Source organism: Phycicoccus sp. Root563 (assembly GCF_001427915.1).
Taxonomy (GTDB): domain Bacteria; phylum Actinomycetota; class Actinomycetes; order Actinomycetales; family Dermatophilaceae; genus Pedococcus.
Genome location: NZ_LMGM01000002.1, coordinates 423,183 through 439,452 on the forward strand (window position 1 = coordinate 423,183; position 16,270 = coordinate 439,452).

The window sequence follows — 16,270 nt, forward strand, 5'->3', positions numbered from 1 at the left end:
TTTGGCCGGGCCACACTGGACCCATGGCCGGATGCTGCGACCCCCAGGGGTACGACGAGATGTTCGGTCCCGGCTTCGCCCGCCACCGCGAGCGCCGCTACCGCCGCCGTGGGCTCGGTGCGACCGAACGCGACGTGGTCGCCTTCCTCACCAGCCACGGGATCGAGGGCGCCTCGGTCCTCGAGATCGGCGGCGGGGTCGGCGAGATCCAGCTCGAGCTGCTGCACCGCGGGGCCGCGAGGGCGACCAACCTCGAGCTCGTCAGCTCCTACGACGAGTCGGCGCGTCGCCTCGCCGACGACGCCGGCCTGACCACGCGTATGGAGCGGCGCATCCTCGACATCGTCCGTGACCCCGGAGCCGTCCCTGCCGCCGATGTCGTCGTCCTGCACCGGGTGGTGTGCTGCTACCCGGACCACGAACGCCTGCTCGCCACTGCCGCGGACCACGCACGGCGACTGCTGGTGTTCACCCACCCACCGCGCAACCTCGTCAGCCGTGCGCTGGTGTCGACTGAGAACGCGGTGCAGCGCCTCCGAGGTCGCTCCTTCCGGACCTGGGGCCACTCGCCGGAGTCGATGCTCACCGTGGTCCAGAGCCGCGGGTTCACCCAGGCGCACCACCATCGCGGGATCGCCTGGCACGTCAAGGGACTGGTGCGAGAGGGCGCAGCACCTGTTGAGCCCTGAACCCACCGTGAACCCTCTCGGTGCGCCTCGGGCAGGATGGCAGACGTGTTCCTCGAATCCGACCGCAAGCGCAGGACCGTCAAGATCACCGTGTGGGTGGCCGTGCTGGGGCTGCTCCTCGGGGTGCTCTCCTCGATCATCACCGCCGTCGCCGCGGACGCCCACGCGGCGCTGAAGTCGGTCGACCCGGCCGACGGCGCCCAGGTGGCCACGGCCCCGAGCCAGGTCGTCCTGGAGTTCAACGAGCCGATCAGCACCAGCTTCGCCACCGTGACGGTCACCGGCCCGTCGGGCGCCGCGAGCAGCGGCCGCCCCAGGGTGGACGGCACGACCGTCACCCAGGCGCTCACGGACGGACTCCCGGCCGGGAGGTACACGGTGACGTTCCGCGTCGTCAGCGAGGACGGCCACCCGGTCTCGGACACCACCAGGTTCACCGTCAACGGCGCGTCCGCCACCTCGTCGGCGAGCACCTCGCCCGAGCCGACCATGACCCCCGGCGCCGACACCCCGACGTCCACGACCAGCTCCACCAGCACCGACGAAAGCCCCACCACCGCAACGCCTTCCGCAGACGGTGACGGTCGGACCGTGCGCGTCGGACTCGCGGTCGGCGTCGGCGCGCTGGCCGTCGCGGCAGGTACCGCGCTGGTCGCCGCAGCGCGGCGACGGGGGTCGTCCTGATGCGCCACGGAGCCGATTTCACGTCCCCGGCATCGTCCTGCTAATGTCTCTCCTCGCGCGCCATTAGCTCAATTGGCAGAGCAGCTGACTCTTAATCAGCGGGTTCGGGGTTCGAGTCCCTGATGGCGCACCAACGTTGCAGGTCAGGCGGATGCACCATCCGCCTGACCTCGACTTTTGTCCGGGAAACCGTCCGTCTTTGACTTCGTGGCCGGGCTGAAGGCCGAGTCCAGTGCTGCCGCAGCGCCGGGGTTCTTTGCTCGCCGGCCCATGTAGACGTCTTGGGTCATCGACGGTCTGGCGTGGCCGAGCTGGTCGGCGATCTGCCGGGCCGACTGGCCCGCGTCGTCCAGGATGGTCGCGGCGGTCTTGCGGAAGGTGTGCGAGGTGATCCAGGCCAGGGCGTCGCCGTCCTCCGGTCGCGTCGCCTCCTCGGCCTGGCGCATCATGGCCGCCCGCTCCTTGACCTTCAAGCCGTACAGGTCCGCCAGGAGTGCGGCGGTCTCGACGTCGACCTTCACTCGGCCAGCCTCGATGAGATCGATTCGGGACCGGGGCCACCTCAGCGCCCGGGCCACATCCGGTCGCGACAGCGTGCCCGCCCTTCGTGCGGCGGCCAGGACTGCACCGAGTTCTTGCCTGGCCTTGCTGCCGCGGGGCGCGCGGGCCCGGCGAAGGTCGCCCAGCGCGTCGCCGAAGACGGGCCCATCCTGGTGGTGCCCGCTCGTACTCCTTAGCTCAAGCATTTCCGAGGCCCACTGTGGGAGCCGAAGGGTACGCTCCCCCGCCGAGCTCTTGGTGGCGACCAGCACGAGCCCCTCTCCCTTGACCCGGATGACCTGTCGTCGGATCTCGATCTCGCCGTTAGACAGGTCGACATCGGACCACAAAAGGCCAAGTGCCTCGCCGATCCGGGCACCGGTCGCGAGTAGGAACGAGGTCAGGTCAGGCAGATCCGCAGCCACCGCTTGAGGGTCGCTCGCGAGCGTGGCGAACCACGACCGGCGCTCGTCCTCGTCAAGGGCTCGAGGATGCCGCTTCGCCCGGGATGCGATGGTCTCCACGTCCCGGACCGGATTCGTGGCCAAGGCGCCGTGACGGACCGCGAGGTTCAGGACCCCGGAAATGACAGTGCGGCTGGACTTGGCTGTCGGCGGCCCGACCTGCGTCTTGATTGTCCGGATGACGCTGTCGACCAGCGGGGTGGTGATCTCGCTCAGACGGACCTGCGCCAGGGCGGGCAACACATGGTTGTCCAGCTTGCGTCGGTAGGCATCACGAGTGCCGGGTGACCGGCGACCCTCCGCGACCATCTCGTCGACATGCTCGAACCACAGCTGCGCAGCAACCGAGAACCTGTCTGTCGACTTCAGTGACCCGCCGTACCGCGCGCTGCCTCGCTCGCGCAGCTTGGCCAACAAGGTGGCTTCGGCTGAGCTCTTGGTGCGGCCTTCTGCTTTGACTTCGCGCGTTACTCCGTCAAGGTCGCGGTAGAGCGCACGGGCCCTGAATGACTGGGACTTGCCGCCGGGGCGGCTCGGACTCGGGCTGACCCAGATGCGTCCCCATGATCCGAGAGGAAGGGGTGGTCTCGCCATGTCGTCTCCTCAGGAAAGGTGCTGCTTGCGGCTCTCGACCCAGCCCACGGCGTCGTCCGCCACGTAACGCAGGTGCTTGCCCACCCGCAGGCACGGTGGACCGTGCTGCTCCAGGCGCCACTGGTACAGCGTCTTCACCGGGACCCCCAAGTAACTGGCAACGTCCTCGGCGCCCCAAAGGGGCCGTGGGCTCGGTCCTGTCTGTTCCCTGAGATCCATGGCGCTCCCCCACTCATCTGTTGGCGCGGTCATCAGAACTGCGACCGTTCATGAAGGACAACGCACAGGAAAGGGCACCATTGGGGGGCCAGCGCGCAATCGTGGCCTTCTCACCGCCATTCGGCGACACGCCGGAATGGCCAGGGGCATGCCGGCACAGTCTGATGGTGGCGACAAGGCCCTGACCTGCAAAGAGACATCGAGTTGGCGATGTTGGTCTGGGGGGGTCACCTCGCGGGCTGCGGACTACTCGCAGACCGCCAACCGATGGCCATCCAGTCCCCGGACCTTCAGACGCCGTGATCGGCGCGTGCTGCACACCGCTGCGTGTTGGCCACGACATGACGTCCCCTCATGCCGATGAGAACGCGCTTCCAGTTGTCGATCACGTCTGACGGTGGAGCTGTCCGGACTTAGGTCTTGACGGACGAACTTGTATTTTGCAAGCATGTCCGCATGAGCCTCTTCATCACGTGCCCGGTCCAGAGCGTCGACCGCGCGACTGCCTTTTACACCGCCCTCGGCTGGACGCTCAACGCCGAGATGTCCGATCACAACGTGTCGTGCTTCGCCATCGCGCCCGAGCAGTACGTCATGCTTGGCAGCCGGGAGATGTATGCGAGCGTCGGGGGCGCCGAAGAGCTTGTCGGTGGTCCGGGAACCCCCTCCAAGGTCACTGTTTCGTTTGACCTGGGCAGCCGCGAGGCCGTCGACGAGCTGGTCGAGCGCGCCCTTGCTGCGGGCGGACGGATAGGCGACACCGACGACTACCCATTCATGTATCAGCGCCAGTTCGATGACCCCGACGGCTATCACTACTCGCCGTTCTGGATGAAGCCAACCACCCATCCAACCGAGTGAGCGACCTCGCCACGGCTCTCGACATCGTGGGCAGCCGGTGGGCCCTGCTTATCGTGGAGCGGCTGCTCGAGGGGCCGCAGCGCTACAGCGACCTGCAGCGCGAACTCGGAGCGCCGACCAACATGCTGGCGACCCGACTGCGCGAGCTGGAAGCGGCTGGCGTGCTATCCCGACTGCCACTGCGCCACAACACCCGGGCTTATGCGCTGACTGAACGCGGGCTCGCACTGCGCGAGGCGATCGTCGCACTCGGACGCTGGGGTGCCCAAGAGCCTAGCCCGACATTGAGGCCCTTCCATCCGTAGGACGTCCGCTCATGCCGGCGGTCTCACGGGGTCAGCGCAACACTTCCTTGATTCGACTGTGTCGAGAAGGTTGTCGTGGGTCATGGCGACTACGAGAGGTTGACGCCGCAGGCGATCGACCAGGTCTGGGACCGGCTGAAGAATGGTGAGGCTGCCAAGCCCACCGCTCGTGCGTTGGGGTTGTGCACCGGGACCGTGCGGGCGTACCTGATCCAATGCGGTGGTATTCGTCCGGAGCCGCGCAGGCGTGCTGCTGACAGGTTGAGCTTGGCGGACCGGGAGGAAATCTCTCGTGGGCTGGCCGCAGACGAGTCGATTCGGGCCATCGCCGCCCGCGTCGGTCGGGCGCCGTCAACGGTCAGCCGGGAGTTCAACGCCAACGGTGGCCGGCACGGGTACCGGGCAGTGCGAGCCGACCAGCGGGCTTGGTCTCGGGCAACACGGCCCAAGGTGTGCAAGCTCGCCAAGGACCCGCGGCTACGTGCGATCGTGGAGGACAAGCTGACCCAGCGGTGGTCACCTCAACAGATCGCCGGCTAGCTGAAACGGACCTACCCCCAGCACCCACGGATGCAGGTGTCCCACGAGAGCATCTACCGCAGCCTGTACGTCCAGTCCCGCGGCGCGCTGAACAAGGAGCCCACACGGTACCTGCGCACCGGACGGGTCCTGCGCCGCCCCAAGGGAGTTCGCACCCCAAATGGTCGCGGATCAAGACCGAACACGGTCAACATCTCCGCGCGCCCACCCGAGGTCGCCGACCGGGCTGAGCCCGGGCACTGGGAAGGTGACCTGGTCTTCGGCAAGGGCATGAGCCCGGTGGCGACCCTGGTCGAACGCAAGACCCGCTACCTGATGCTGGTCGCCCTGCCCCGAGGGGACCACCGCGCCGACGCCGTCGCGCACGCCCTGGCCGACGCGGTCACCACCTTGCCCAAGGCGCTGGCCAAGACCCTGACCTGGGACCTGGGACACGAGATGGCCCAACACCAGCAGTTCACCATTGCCACCGGTGTTCAGGTCTACTTCTGCGACCCCAAGTCGCCCTGGCAACGCGGCAGCAACGAGAACACCAACGGCCTGCTACGTCAGTACCTGCCCCGCCGCCTCGACTTCCGCACCCTGACCCAAACCGACTTCGACGCCATCGCCGCAGAGCTCAACAACCGACCTCGACAAACCCTGGGCTTCAAGACACCATCAGAATCACTAGCCGAAGCGTTGCGCTGACCGCCTGAAGCCGCACCGCTGAGCGAACAGGATCCGTTCAGTCGGCCGCCCGTGGCAGCAGGTGCATGATGGTGCCCTGGTCCGCACCACCGCTGGTACCGGCGACACTGGCTACGACCGTCGCGTGGCCGAGCTGGTCGGACTATTGGCTCAGCTCGAGATCCAACCGATTGAGAAGGCTTTCGAGCGCATCCTCGAACTCGATCTTGGTGCGGTCCTCTGAGAGAAGTGTCTGCATGCGTAGGACGGTCGGGAAACGTTCGATGGGCAGTTGAGCGGCCCCGTTCGAGATGTCCGCGCCCCCCTCGTCCAAGGGTTCCTCGACGGGTGACGTCTCGGCACCCGACGTGGCTGCTTCCAAGAGGAGATGTCCGAGCAAGAAGCTGGTGAACGATCGGTAGGCGCGGGCTGCTTGGACGTCGGTGAGGCCGCGTGCGGTCAGAGCGCGCAGGAACTCTTCGACGACTCGCAGGCTACGCAGGGGTGGTCGCAACCATGGGGCGGCGGGGTGCCTAGTCGCGATGAGCGGGAAGATCTTGGGGTGGGCCAGCGCGAGCTGGCGTACCTCGTGAGCCAGCAGCTGCATGACGGATTGCCAACCGCTGTGGGGGGGCTGGGTGGACTCGGGGGCTACTCGGATCTGGTCCACGAGCTGGTCGACCACGCCTTCCAGCAGATCTTCGCGGCCGTTGACATGGTGGTAGAGGGACATGGCCTCCACGCCGAGGGCTTCCCCCAGCCGTCGCATCGTCAGTCCCTGTGCTCCCTCTGCGTCCATGAGCTCGATCGCAGTACTCAAGATCAGTCGGCGCGAGAGTGGATGGCGGTCTTCCGTTCCGGGCGTGTCGCGCTTCGTCACTGCCTCGCGTGCCATCGGACCTCCCTGTTGACGATCCCTGATGTTTACCAGACCGACTCGACGGGCAGTACTGCAGTCAGGCGGCCATTCGGTTTGCACTTTCAGCCTTAGTCCATAAGTCTCTTATTGTCCGTTTACCTCATAAGGGAGACTTCAATGACCCAAGCACTCAACGACGCGCTACGGAGCGTCGCGCTTTTCGTGCCCAAGCTGGTGGCCTTCCTTGCCATCCTGATCATCGGCTACTTCATCGCCAAGCTCATCGGCAAGGCTGTCGACAAGCTCCTCGAGCGCGTCGGCTTCGACCGCGCCGTCGAGCGTGGCGGCGTCAAGAAGGCGCTGTCCAAGAGCAAGTACGACGCTTCTGACATCGTCGGCAAGCTCGTGTTCTACGCACTGCTTCTCTTCGTGCTGCAGATGGCGTTCGGGGTATTCGGACCCAACCCCATCAGTGACCTGCTGACTGGCGTCATCGCCTTCCTGCCCAAGGTCATCGTGGCGATCGTGATCATCGTGGTCACTGCGGCGATCGCCACCGCGGTGCGCGAACTGATCTCCAACACGTTGGGCGGCCTGTCCTACGGCAAGACCTTGGCCAACATCGCCGCCTTCTTCATCATCGGTCTGGGTGTCATTGCTGCACTCAACCAGGTGGGCATCGCCACCACGGTCACCCTGCCGGTCCTGATCGCCGTTCTGGCCACCATCAGCGGAATCCTCATCGTCGGCGTCGGGGGCGGCCTTATCAAGCCCATGCAGTCACGCTGGGAGGGCTACCTCAACACGGCCGCCGCAGAGGCCGACACCATCCGCAACCAGGTGCGTCAGGCCCCTTCGCCGAGCCAGCAGGCACGCGCAGCCAAGGAACGCCTCGACGAGCAGGACCCCACCATGTCCCCCCAAGGTGGCACCAGCGACGCATACATCGGCCACGACACGACCGTCTATGACCAGACCTCCGCCGGTGGCTCGACCCGCGCCGACGGCACCGGTGCGGGTTCGCCGCGCAACTGATACCGGCATAGAGCCCTCCCGCCGCTCAGGCTGAACGGTGGGAGACCGGGGCGGGGGTCCGCCTTCACAACTGACCCCCGCCCTCTGACCCCAACCCATCACAATGAAGTGGAGCTCCATCATGATCGCAGAGAACGACATCCCGCAGGTGACGGGGGCCGACGTCTACGACTCAGAGGGCGACAAGATCGGTCGCGCCGGCCAGGTCTTCCTCGACGACGAAACCGGCCGCCCCGAGTGGGTCACGGTCAACACAGGCCTGTTCGGGACCAACGAGAGCTTCATCCCGCTGGCCGGGGCAGAGTTCGCCGACCAGGGGCTGACCGTCCCATTCGCCAAGGACGCCGTGAAGGACGCCCCCAACGTCGACACCGGCAACGACCACCTGTCACAGGACGAGGAACGGGCTCTGTACGAGCACTACGGCCTGGACTACTCCGAGCGTCGGTCCGACTCCGGCCTTCCGTCGGGACAGACGACCGACGCAGACCGGCACGGAGACACCCGCGACCTCGCCTACGGCGACGGATCGGATGGGCACGACACGTCCGGACCCAACACCGATGACGCGATGACGCGGTCGGAGGAGCAGCTCAAGGTCGGGACCGAGACGCAGGAAACTGGCCGGGCGCGCCTTCGCAAGTACGTCGTGACCGAGCAGCAAACCGTCAACGTCCCCGTGACTCGCGAGGAGGTCCGGATCGAGCGTGAGCCGATTACCGACGACAACCGCGGCGACGCGACATCCGGCCCCGACATCTCTGAGGAGGAGCACGAGGTGACCCTCCACGAGGAGCGCCCCGTGGTCGAGACCGAAGCGGTGCCTGTGGAGCGGGTGAAGCTCTCCAAGCAGCAGGTCACCGAGCAGGAGACCGTCACCGGTGAGGTCCGCAAGGAACAGATCGACACCGACGGTGTCAATGCCCGCAACAACTGAGTACTACTGAGGTGCTGGGGCCGGCATCAAGCCCGGCCCCAGCACCCGGTCGGAAGGAACCCATGATGAGCAGCACCCCCGAGCACCGTGCAGACGAACGACTTGAGCACCACAGCTCCAACACCACACTCAGTGACGTCCACGCCGCGGAGAAAGAGCGCTTCGGCGGAATCAAGATCGGCTCTGCCTTCTTCGGGTGGCTCACCGCAACAGGTATGGCGGTCATGCTCACCGCGACTCTGGCAGCAGCCGGTGGCGCCGTCGGAGTGGCCACCAGCACGGACCCGGCCACCGCAGGTCAAGCAGCCACTCAGGACCCCACAGCCCTTGGTGCGGCTGGGGCTGCCGTCCTAGCGGTCATTCTGTTCGTCGCCTACTACTGCGGTGGGTACGTCGCTGGTCGGATGGCCAGGTTCAGTGGCGCCAAGCAAGGCGTGGCCGTTTGGCTCTGGGCATTGCTCATCGCCGTCCTGGTTGCTGTTGCCGGCACCGTCGCAGGCGCGAAGTACAACGTCCTGGAGCAGGTCAACAGCTTCCCCAGGATTCCAGTCGGCGAGGGCGATCTCACGACTGTCGGGCTCATCGCCCTGGTCCTTGTGGTGGTCACCACGCTCCTGGGTGCCATTCTCGGCGGGATCGCGGGCATGCGTTATCACCGCAAGGTCGACCGCGCCGGGCTCACAGCCACCTAACCCTCGAACAAGCTTCCCCGAAAGGCTCAGTTCCTCGCTTTACCACCCACCATGGTCGTCTCGTTGGTATCGGGCGGCGCGTACCAAACCGGAATCTTCGACACATGCGCAGGAAGGACGAACGCCCCCGACCAAGGCGTCGACGCCCTCCCAACCCCAGCGCCCTACCCGCTTGAGGCGACACCACGCAAAATGCCTGCGTGATCAGTTGCGCCGGCCATGGTCACATGACCGGCGCTTCAGAAATCTGTCCGCCTGGGAGGCCCACGCCGCCGACCTCGTCGTGGGGCAGCAACTGTCGAGCAAGCCGGAGGCTACGCACGGGAGACACCCGCGCCTGCCGAATACGCTGCAGCGCCTTTTCTAACTAGGACGTTGATCACGATGCGCCGCGCTTGAGCACCGTACTTTTCTTTTGGGACAACTGGTTGCACCACAAGCATCCAGCCCGACTGCGCGGAGGGTCTTCTGCCCCCTGAACGCGGGCCGGCCTGCGTGGATCCAGCGGAGTTGGTCACGCTGCACGGCTAAGCGCCCTCCCTCCTCGCGAGCTCGGGCGCTTCGCTGCGGCTGTCCCAAGCGCCCCGACCAGGAGGCGCTGCGGAGATCGTGGCGAAGGGAGACCCCTGACGCGACGGTGACCACCGCCTGCCGCCGGCCCGATCCAGACCGAGCCGCGCGGGTATCCTCGATGGTCCTAGCGCGGCCCCGGTGCCCCCGCCCGCCCTGTTCCTCGAGACAGGGTGCGCTGCTGGATCCCAGGAGGACCCTCAGGAGCCACTCGTCACCATCCCCTCATGTACCGATGACGAGCGACTCCGCGTGACGAGGACCCATGCCCAGACCACGCACGACAACTCTTCGCCTCCACGCTCGAAATCGTTGTCTCTACCGTGCCAAGACCAGACCCCGTCTCAGAGTTCGTTACCTTGACGGCCCGCGACGCGCTGAAAGGGAGGCGTCCGAAGGGGGCTCTTGACTCGGCATAGTTCAGGGCTGAACATTGATGGATGGAGAGAGCCAAGCCCGAGCATGAGGCGGTCGGGTTGATGATGTTGATGGCACACCGCATGAAGCAGAGCGCGGGAGCTCGCCTACGGGCTGAGGACCTGACGCCGGCCAAGTACCAGCTGCTCGTGCGTCTCCGCTCGGCAGACGGCCTGCCGCAGGGAGAGCTGGGCACGCGCCTGGGGGTCACCAAGGGCAACGTGTCGATGTTGGTGACGCAGCTGGAGCGCGCCGCGTTGGTGACGAGGACTCCGGACGGCGCCACAAACCGGCTGTTCCTGACGGCACGCGGCGCCGCAGTCGTGGATCGACTGCTTCCAGACGAGCGCCGTTGGGCCGCTGACCAGTTCGCCGCGCTAACCACCGAAGAGCTCCATGAGCTCGTCAGGCTTCTGCACCGCCTCAAAGGCTGAGAACTGGGCTCAGTCTCTTGTCCCCATGGATGCTCAGTTCAGCCATGAACCTAGGCAGCATTGACTTTCGGAAAGGACGCATCATGCACACCGGACTCGAGGAGCGCGTCGGCGGCGGATCGACTTGGCGGCGGCTGGCCGTCAGGGCCTTGGCCGGCGTGACCGTCGGCACGGCGGGTGCCACTGCCCTGCTCGCTATCGCCACGGCTACCGGCCAGGCGCTTCACGTGCAGGTCGGCACCCGCGCCCCGCAGGACGTCACCGTCGGCGCCGTCCTCGTGATCGTCTTCCTGTCCGGCGCCGGCGCATTCGGCACTGCATCCCTCACGACGCGCTTCACCTCCAGACCTCGACCCGCCTTCCTGGGAGCGGCCGCCCTCGCGTTGGCTCTGTCTTTGCTCCCGCCGGCCGCGGCCGCTACCGGGGCCGCGGTCTGGTGGTTGGAGGCGATGCACCTCGTCGTGTTCGCAGCCGTCGTGCTCGCTCTGGCGCCGGCCCTGCCACCTCGACGGACCCCCGGGCGCACCGACCTGCTCTCGGTCGTCCAAGGCGACCCAGCGTGAGAGCGCGATCAGCCGCCCGCGATGTCGCCACGCTTATGGCCGCTGTCGCCCAAATAGTTCTCCCTGCAACGCTGCCCCAACGGGTGCGCTCCCAGCTGGACGAGATCGTGCCCGATGTCGTTCAGCCAACCGGTGCCACCTTCATCATCTGGCTGCCAATCTTCGCCTCGAGCTTGGCACTGCCTGTCCGGCAGTTGCTGCCACACCGTTGGCGGTCCACTGCTGTCGACGCCCTGGGTTGGTTGCCAGCGGCATCGTTCGGGGCGACCGGCCTGTGGTCACTGGCCATTCGCGCGAAGCGCTACCGCGTGGCGCAGCTGGCGCTTGTTGGTGGTGCGGCAACTGCCGAGGTGGCTCGGCGACGCCTCGGCTATCTCGAGGTCGAAGCCGGCTTGGACGCGGCTGACAGGGTCATGGCGGTGCCGGCAATGTGCATGCTTGCCGGCTGGGGGGTGGCGGCCTCGGGAGTCAACCTCGCTGCGCTAGTCGCGGCTGAAGGGCCAGTGACCAGCCCGCGGGGTCGTCGAGCTCTCGCAGCGGCCACGGTCACCGGGCTGGGGGCGCTTGCAGCCGAGTCGACCCGCGTGACCAACCCTGCCCCCAGGTCGACGCTCTGTTACTCCAGCACGGTGACGTGGGCCTTGGCCGGTGTAGCCGCACGTCGGCCAACGGACTGGGTACTGGCATCGCTCAGCGCCGCCGCCACCGGGACCGTCTGGCTGCGAGCCCGGCGAAGAGCAAGCTGAAACGTCGACGCCCGGACGCCAGCCACCCTCACAGAGCTGGACTGCTGCGCCATCCGGGCGCGTCGTCCCCTGTCGTATTCGCTTTCGTTCCGACAACGGAGGTCAGCCTGACCACCGTTGCCCTGGGGGCTCAGAAGTCCACCCCGGCTTGCGGGATGGTCAACGGTCCGAGCCATTCGGCCCGCACCGCCGTCTGCATGAGGTCCTCGACGTCGCCGTTGAAGCGGTCGATGCCCAAGGCGATGCACAAGAGCAGGGTCTCCAATCGTCGAACCGGTTCAGTCCACTTGAGCAGCACGCTGCGCGGCAACCCCTCCCTCATGAGCTGTACCTCGGGCAGGTCGGCTCGCCTGCCGCGCCAGGACCCGCCTTGCGCCATCCACACCGATCCCGCGGCTGTCGCCAGGTCGCAGGCATCGCGCACTTCGGAGGCCGTCAGGGATTCCGTGTCAAGAATGAGGCGCACGCGAACGCCCATGGGCGTCAAGGTGTCGACGAGTCCTGTGAGCGTCTCCTTGAACAGGGCGCCGGCGTTCACACGGAGCCGGGGGGCGGTGGCGAGCAGGCCCACCTCAGTGGCCCCCGCAGCCACCAGCAGGCAGGCTTCGTCGCGGGACGCCTCGAGATGCATGGGCTCGGAGTCGTCGGCGTTCCAGCCCACCACGGTCGTACACCCGACCATGGACCCGGTCAGCTCGGCGGCCGCCAGCGGGACGTCTTCGGGTCGGACGATGACGCTGGCGAGCCCCCAGTGACGGGCCCGGTCACAACCGGTTGCGACGTCGCGGTCAGAGAGGTGCTCGTCGTAGAGCCTGCTGTCCAGGCGCGACGCAAGCTGGGCCGACGTGATCTCCCGACGGACAGGTGTCCGGACCGCCCTATCCGGTGAATCCCGCACGACGCACCGCCCTTTCGGACTCGCGCGGGGCTTGCCCTCGCCAGACTGCGTGGTGCTTGCACACCCGCCGGCCGAGCTGCCCGCCGGCCGCGGGCGCACCTTTCACACTGCCCATCCGCAGCGCTCCTCCTTGAAGTCAGACTCATGCGTTCACGTCGGCGCGCACCGAGACTCGGGTCGCGCTCTGCTCCGTCACGGAAATCATCACAGCCGACCATGCGGCGACCAGGGTCCGTTGAACATGTGTGCGCAAATCGGACAGAAGGAGTCGTAGAACGGTCATCGCACCGGCCTCGCCCCGCGCGGAGGGACCGATGTGGTGCGATTCGACCGGCAACCCGGCGCTGCTGCTAGAGCCACGTGTGGATGCGGACGGCGGTGCCATCCGGGCCGGAGCGGACCTGCACGAGGTCGCAGAGCTGGTGGGCCATCCACAGTCCACGGCCGTTCTCGTCGTCCGCCGGAGGGGGGAGGCGCCCCACCATGGGGTCGACGATCCGGCCGGTGCTGCGTAGCTCGCAGACCAGAGCATCGCGGGTGGTCCAGATCCGCAGCTCGCCCGTTCCCCGACCGTACGTGACACTGTTCACGGCAACCTCGTGCACGGCGAGAGCGAGGTCGGCAGCCCGCTCATCGTCCACGCCTGCAGACAAGGCGTGTGCCCTCGTGTCCGCACGGATCGCGACGTAGTCCTGAGCTCCGAAGGCTCGTCGTGAGACCACCACCGCCGCGAGTGGCAGGTCGCGGCCGAAGAGCGCCTCGACGTGGTGGGCACCGCCGAAGGCCGTGCTCTCACGGTGCTGCTCGACATCGATGACGACCGGATGCGATCGCTGTGCCTCGGCCAGCAGCTCCGAGGACAACGTCCCCGTGTCGTACGGGCACATCAACCACAGGCGGGTGTCTGAGTGGATCGCCATGTTGAGCAAGGCTTCGTGCATCTGGCATTCGGCGACTTCATCGCGTCGGCGGCCGGCCCAGATCGGTTCACCGATCCCACGCACGGCCTGTCCGGGGTGCAGATCGGTGAAGGCGCGCCATCGCGGGATCATCCTGGCCGGGTTGGCAGTCAGCTCAGCCGGATCGACGAACTCAACCTTGGTCGCGTTCGACCCCAGACCACGGCGCAGCAGCTCTGCGCGGGCTGGGCCGACCGCGACCAGTACGGGTTGCCCAGCGGCAGTCCCGTTCGTGATGAACGGGAGTGTCCCGGCAAGGAACTGGTCGTCGTCCTTGCAGAAGAACGCCTCATGGCGAAAGCCGTCATGCGTCCGGGGACGACGATGGCCGCCCTCGAGAGCCTCGCCACCAGCCCACGAGGGCGAGACGCCTTGGTCCGGACGGTTCACGAACATCCGTATCCTCGTTCGTCGGGGCGGCACGATCTGGAGGGGGGAGCGGTCCCGGGGGCTGGGGTGTCCCGGGACCGCTCACCGAGCTGTCTGGGTTGTGGTTCGGGGGGCCAGACAACCCTGTGGTGGCTTCGTTCGAGTCCGTTCTCCCTCGGCCACGACCTCGGATGTCCGGACCACTGCCTTGCAGCACGCTCCGTCCGCATCTCGCGCGAACCGCTGGAACCAGGGCTCCGTCCGAACACCCGTCACCATGTAATCGCCTCCACCTCCGCTCGACTAGCCGCAGTGCGCAGGACGGTGGCCAGATCACGCCGAGCTGTCGCCGGCGTCCTCGCCGGAGCGGTCCTAGGCCGGCAGTCGCTTCAAGGTCTGCGATGGCAGCTCACCGAACGCCTGTCGGTACGCGGCGGCAAACCGGCCCATGTGCACCATCCCCCATGCGTAGGCCACGCTCTCCACGGTCGTGGTCATGACGCTCGCCTCCTCCAGGTCCTGCCGGATCCGGGTGAGCCTCAGCTCGCGCAGGTACGTCATCGGTGGCTTGCCGAGGTGGCGGATGAAGCCGTTCTGCAGGGAACGCAGGCTCACGTGAACTGCCCGAGCCAGGGTCGTCGTCGACCATGCCTCTTCCGGGTGATCGTTGAGGAGTTCGACCGCACGAGCGATGGTGGACGGGAGAACGGGGCTGGCAGAGCGGTCGAGCGCTTCGGTGTGGCTCTGCACGTGTCCCAGCAGCAAGGCGTCGATCAACGTCCTCTCCACCTGGCGTTCGGCGGCAGGGTGGGACAACATCCGTCCCCGTGTTGAAAGCTCTTCTGAGAGCAGGTTCACCATGCTGCGCCACACGCGGCCCTGGGACGTGTCGAGGCTCATGTGGAACGGCAGCCTGAACGGCTCCTTGACCTCCCGGTCCACGAGCGCCTCGAGTTCGTCCTGGAGGGTCGAATGGGGCACCATGACGCACAGCTGCGCGGCATCCGCGCTCCACTCGATCTCGGCTGGCGCACCGGGGGCGAAGACCGCCGCCGACCTGTTCGTCGTGGTCAGGGGCTCGGAGCCACCAGCGCGGGAGACGACGGAACCGCTCACAGGTGTGTTGACGTGGAGGTGCGTGGCCTCGTCCGTGAGCAGACGAAGGTGGCGCCCGTAGGCAAGCTGGCCAACCGTCGTCGCACCCACTCGCATCGCGACCAGGCTCATGTTCACCGGGCCCGGCTCGAGGGCGCGCACCTGGTTGGGCAGGAAGATCCTGCTCACGACGTCCTCCGCCTCATCGGACGAGACCGCCCTCAGAACCGTCACCCCCACGGGCTCGGGTGTGGCGTTCTCTTCACCCTGCGCCCAAGCCGGGTGGTCATCGCGTGCTGCACTGGACACCTCGTGCGCTCCCCTCTTCAGACGGCACGCGCTCGTCGCGTGACGTTACGACCAACACCAGTGACCTGGCGCCCCCTGCAGGGCCGGTCGTGCGAGCAGGAGCACGGAAGGACGCCATCGGGTCCGCGGTCTGCTGGAGCTGTCGCCGACGGATCGCGGGTGGAGGTCGTCCCTGTGCGTGCCCACCTACCTGATGCGCGCCCAGCAAGGGCTCGCGTTCGCATCAGTCCGTCAGCTCGTTCCCCTCGATTAGTTCGTGCACTAACTATAAGGGATCTCTGTTTCAATCAGAAATCGAGGCGTGGCTGCCGGTCCTCGAAGCCGACGCCATGAGGAGCGCACGGGGCCCGTGCAGCGGGACGGTGCCAACGCGTGGGATGGTAGGAGTCCACCAAGGAGACGAACACGTGCCGGACCTGCCCCAGACCACGCTCTGCGAGAGCTGCAACGAACCCATCGGCGCGGAACGGCTGGAGGCACTCCCCAACGCCACCACCTGCTTCGCCTGTGCGAACCTCCGGCGCCCGCCGTCGCGGGGCCGCTCGCACTGACCCTGCCGCCGACCGGCTGGCGGTGACCAGCTGGCGGCGACCAGCTGGCGCCGACCAGCTGGCGCCGACCGGCTGGCAGTGACCACCTGGCGGCGACCAGCTGGCGGCGACCAGCTGGCGCCGGTCGGGTGAGGGGACGACCAGCACGGGTGGTTCGTCCCGTCACGCGAGACACACCCCGAAAACCGTGGACGGGTTCCACCGACCCGTGCTCCACTGGTGGCATGTCTTCGACCACCGCAGTGATGCGCACGCACATGGGCTCCATGTG

16 protein-coding genes, 1 tRNA gene and 1 pseudogene are annotated in these 16,270 nt (G+C 67.1%); 12 read left to right on the forward strand and 6 right to left on the reverse strand.

Going from position 1 to position 16,270, the window contains the following annotated elements; translation table 11 throughout:
• Positions 1 to 23: 23 nt before the first annotated feature.
• From ASD62_RS19260 to ASD62_RS19270, 3 genes are all read left to right on the forward strand, one after another.
• On the forward strand, positions 24 to 689 hold the full coding sequence (locus tag ASD62_RS19260) for a bifunctional 2-polyprenyl-6-hydroxyphenol methylase/3-demethylubiquinol 3-O-methyltransferase UbiG (protein ID WP_056917810.1): 666 nt from the start codon (positions 24 to 26) through the stop codon (positions 687 to 689).
• Positions 690 to 734: 45 nt separating this feature from the next.
• Positions 735 to 1,373: a copper resistance CopC family protein gene (locus ASD62_RS19265; protein WP_056917811.1), complete on the forward strand. Its 639-nt coding sequence runs from the start codon at positions 735 to 737 to the stop codon at positions 1,371 to 1,373.
• 57 nt (positions 1,374 to 1,430) lie between these two features.
• Positions 1,431 to 1,506: transfer RNA gene (locus ASD62_RS19270), tRNA-Lys, on the forward strand.
• Between the two features lie 10 nt (positions 1,507 to 1,516).
• Here ASD62_RS19270 and ASD62_RS19275 read toward each other — a convergent pair.
• Both ASD62_RS19275 and ASD62_RS21060 read right to left on the reverse strand, forming a co-directional pair.
• Positions 1,517 to 2,971 carry a tyrosine-type recombinase/integrase gene (locus tag ASD62_RS19275; protein WP_082581073.1) on the reverse strand — a complete coding sequence of 485 codons (1,455 nt, stop codon included), beginning with the start codon at positions 2,969 to 2,971 and terminating at the stop codon, positions 1,517 to 1,519.
• Between the two features lie 9 nt (positions 2,972 to 2,980).
• Positions 2,981 to 3,223, reverse strand: coding sequence for a helix-turn-helix transcriptional regulator (locus tag ASD62_RS21060; protein ID WP_369818833.1), 243 nt, complete (start codon positions 3,221 to 3,223; stop codon positions 2,981 to 2,983).
• Between the two features lie 423 nt (positions 3,224 to 3,646).
• On the opposite strand from ASD62_RS21060, the gene ASD62_RS19285 reads away from it, so the two are divergent.
• The 3 genes and pseudogenes from ASD62_RS19285 to ASD62_RS19295 all read left to right on the forward strand — a co-directional run bounded on the left by ASD62_RS19285 (position 3,647) and on the right by ASD62_RS19295 (position 5,586).
• Entirely contained in the window at positions 3,647 to 4,051 is a 405-nt protein-coding gene (locus ASD62_RS19285; protein WP_056917814.1) for a VOC family protein, read from the forward strand.
• Entirely contained in the window at positions 4,048 to 4,356 is a 309-nt protein-coding gene (locus ASD62_RS19290; RefSeq protein ID WP_056917815.1) for a helix-turn-helix domain-containing protein, read from the forward strand. Before ASD62_RS19285 ends, ASD62_RS19290 begins: the two co-directional genes overlap by 4 nt.
• Before the next feature lie 75 nt (positions 4,357 to 4,431).
• Positions 4,432 to 5,586 (forward strand): annotated as a pseudogene (locus tag ASD62_RS19295) (IS30 family transposase).
• 142 nt (positions 5,587 to 5,728) lie between these two features.
• Here the strand turns inward: ASD62_RS19295 and ASD62_RS19300 are convergent.
• Positions 5,729 to 6,460 carry a TetR/AcrR family transcriptional regulator gene (locus ASD62_RS19300; RefSeq protein ID WP_056917816.1) on the reverse strand — a complete coding sequence of 244 codons (732 nt, stop codon included), beginning with the start codon at positions 6,458 to 6,460 and terminating at the stop codon, positions 5,729 to 5,731.
• Between the two features lie 141 nt (positions 6,461 to 6,601).
• Here ASD62_RS19300 and ASD62_RS19305 point away from each other — a divergent pair, with 141 nt between their 5' ends.
• The 5 genes from ASD62_RS19305 to ASD62_RS19325 all read left to right on the forward strand — a co-directional run bounded on the left by ASD62_RS19305 (position 6,602) and on the right by ASD62_RS19325 (position 11,072).
• Positions 6,602 to 7,459 (forward strand): hypothetical protein, encoded by an 858-nt coding sequence (locus tag ASD62_RS19305; RefSeq protein ID WP_082581074.1) that lies wholly within the window; start codon positions 6,602 to 6,604, stop codon positions 7,457 to 7,459.
• Between the two features lie 121 nt (positions 7,460 to 7,580).
• Positions 7,581 to 8,396 (forward strand): PRC and DUF2382 domain-containing protein, encoded by an 816-nt coding sequence (locus ASD62_RS19310; RefSeq protein ID WP_056917817.1) that lies wholly within the window; start codon positions 7,581 to 7,583, stop codon positions 8,394 to 8,396.
• 65 nt (positions 8,397 to 8,461) lie between these two features.
• Positions 8,462 to 9,088: a hypothetical protein gene (locus ASD62_RS19315; RefSeq protein WP_082581095.1), complete on the forward strand. Its 627-nt coding sequence runs from the start codon at positions 8,462 to 8,464 to the stop codon at positions 9,086 to 9,088.
• A 1,010-nt stretch (positions 9,089 to 10,098) separates the two neighbouring features.
• On the forward strand, positions 10,099 to 10,509 hold the full coding sequence (locus ASD62_RS19320; RefSeq protein WP_056917819.1) for a MarR family winged helix-turn-helix transcriptional regulator: 411 nt from the start codon (positions 10,099 to 10,101) through the stop codon (positions 10,507 to 10,509).
• A gap of 83 nt (positions 10,510 to 10,592) precedes the next feature.
• The gene (locus ASD62_RS19325) at positions 10,593 to 11,072 is read left to right on the forward strand and encodes a DUF6069 family protein (RefSeq protein ID WP_056917820.1); all 480 of its coding nucleotides are present in this window, start codon (positions 10,593 to 10,595) and stop codon (positions 11,070 to 11,072) included.
• Between the two features lie 876 nt (positions 11,073 to 11,948).
• Here the strand turns inward: ASD62_RS19325 and ASD62_RS19335 are convergent.
• From ASD62_RS19335 to ASD62_RS19345, 3 genes are all read right to left on the reverse strand, one after another.
• A complete protein-coding gene (locus ASD62_RS19335) occupies positions 11,949 to 12,716 on the reverse strand; it encodes a hypothetical protein (RefSeq protein WP_056917822.1) in 768 nt (255 codons plus the stop codon).
• A 350-nt stretch (positions 12,717 to 13,066) separates the two neighbouring features.
• Positions 13,067 to 14,071, reverse strand: a complete 1,005-nt coding sequence (locus ASD62_RS19340) for a sensor histidine kinase (protein WP_056917823.1) — start codon at positions 14,069 to 14,071, stop codon at positions 13,067 to 13,069.
• Between the two features lie 345 nt (positions 14,072 to 14,416).
• On the reverse strand, positions 14,417 to 15,328 hold the full coding sequence (locus ASD62_RS19345) for an AraC family transcriptional regulator (RefSeq protein WP_157581648.1): 912 nt from the start codon (positions 15,326 to 15,328) through the stop codon (positions 14,417 to 14,419).
• A 497-nt stretch (positions 15,329 to 15,825) separates the two neighbouring features.
• Here ASD62_RS19345 and ASD62_RS21065 point away from each other — a divergent pair, with 497 nt between their 5' ends.
• A complete protein-coding gene (locus ASD62_RS21065; RefSeq protein ID WP_369796252.1) occupies positions 15,826 to 15,999 on the forward strand; it encodes a TraR/DksA family transcriptional regulator in 174 nt (57 codons plus the stop codon).
• Positions 16,000 to 16,270: the final 271 nt, after the last annotated feature.

Coding starts and splice junctions, on each gene's coding strand:
- ASD62_RS19260 (WP_056917810.1), top strand. CDS start 24: ATGGCCGGATGCTGCGACCCCCAGGGGTACGACGAGATGTTCGGTCCC.
- ASD62_RS19275 (WP_082581073.1), bottom strand. CDS start 2,971: ATGGCGAGACCACCCCTTCCTCTCGGATCATGGGGACGCATCTGGGTC.
- ASD62_RS21060 (WP_369818833.1), bottom strand. CDS start 3,223: ATGACCGCGCCAACAGATGAGTGGGGGAGCGCCATGGATCTCAGGGAA.
- ASD62_RS19285 (WP_056917814.1), top strand. CDS start 3,647: ATGAGCCTCTTCATCACGTGCCCGGTCCAGAGCGTCGACCGCGCGACT.
- ASD62_RS19300 (WP_056917816.1), bottom strand. CDS start 6,460: ATGGCACGCGAGGCAGTGACGAAGCGCGACACGCCCGGAACGGAAGAC.
- ASD62_RS19305 (WP_082581074.1), top strand. CDS start 6,602: ATGACCCAAGCACTCAACGACGCGCTACGGAGCGTCGCGCTTTTCGTG.
- ASD62_RS19310 (WP_056917817.1), top strand. CDS start 7,581: ATGATCGCAGAGAACGACATCCCGCAGGTGACGGGGGCCGACGTCTAC.
- ASD62_RS19315 (WP_082581095.1), top strand. CDS start 8,462: ATGAGCAGCACCCCCGAGCACCGTGCAGACGAACGACTTGAGCACCAC.
- ASD62_RS19320 (WP_056917819.1), top strand. CDS start 10,099: ATGGAGAGAGCCAAGCCCGAGCATGAGGCGGTCGGGTTGATGATGTTG.
- ASD62_RS19325 (WP_056917820.1), top strand. CDS start 10,593: ATGCACACCGGACTCGAGGAGCGCGTCGGCGGCGGATCGACTTGGCGG.
- ASD62_RS19340 (WP_056917823.1), bottom strand. CDS start 14,071: ATGTTCGTGAACCGTCCGGACCAAGGCGTCTCGCCCTCGTGGGCTGGT.
- ASD62_RS21065 (WP_369796252.1), top strand. CDS start 15,826: ATGGTAGGAGTCCACCAAGGAGACGAACACGTGCCGGACCTGCCCCAG.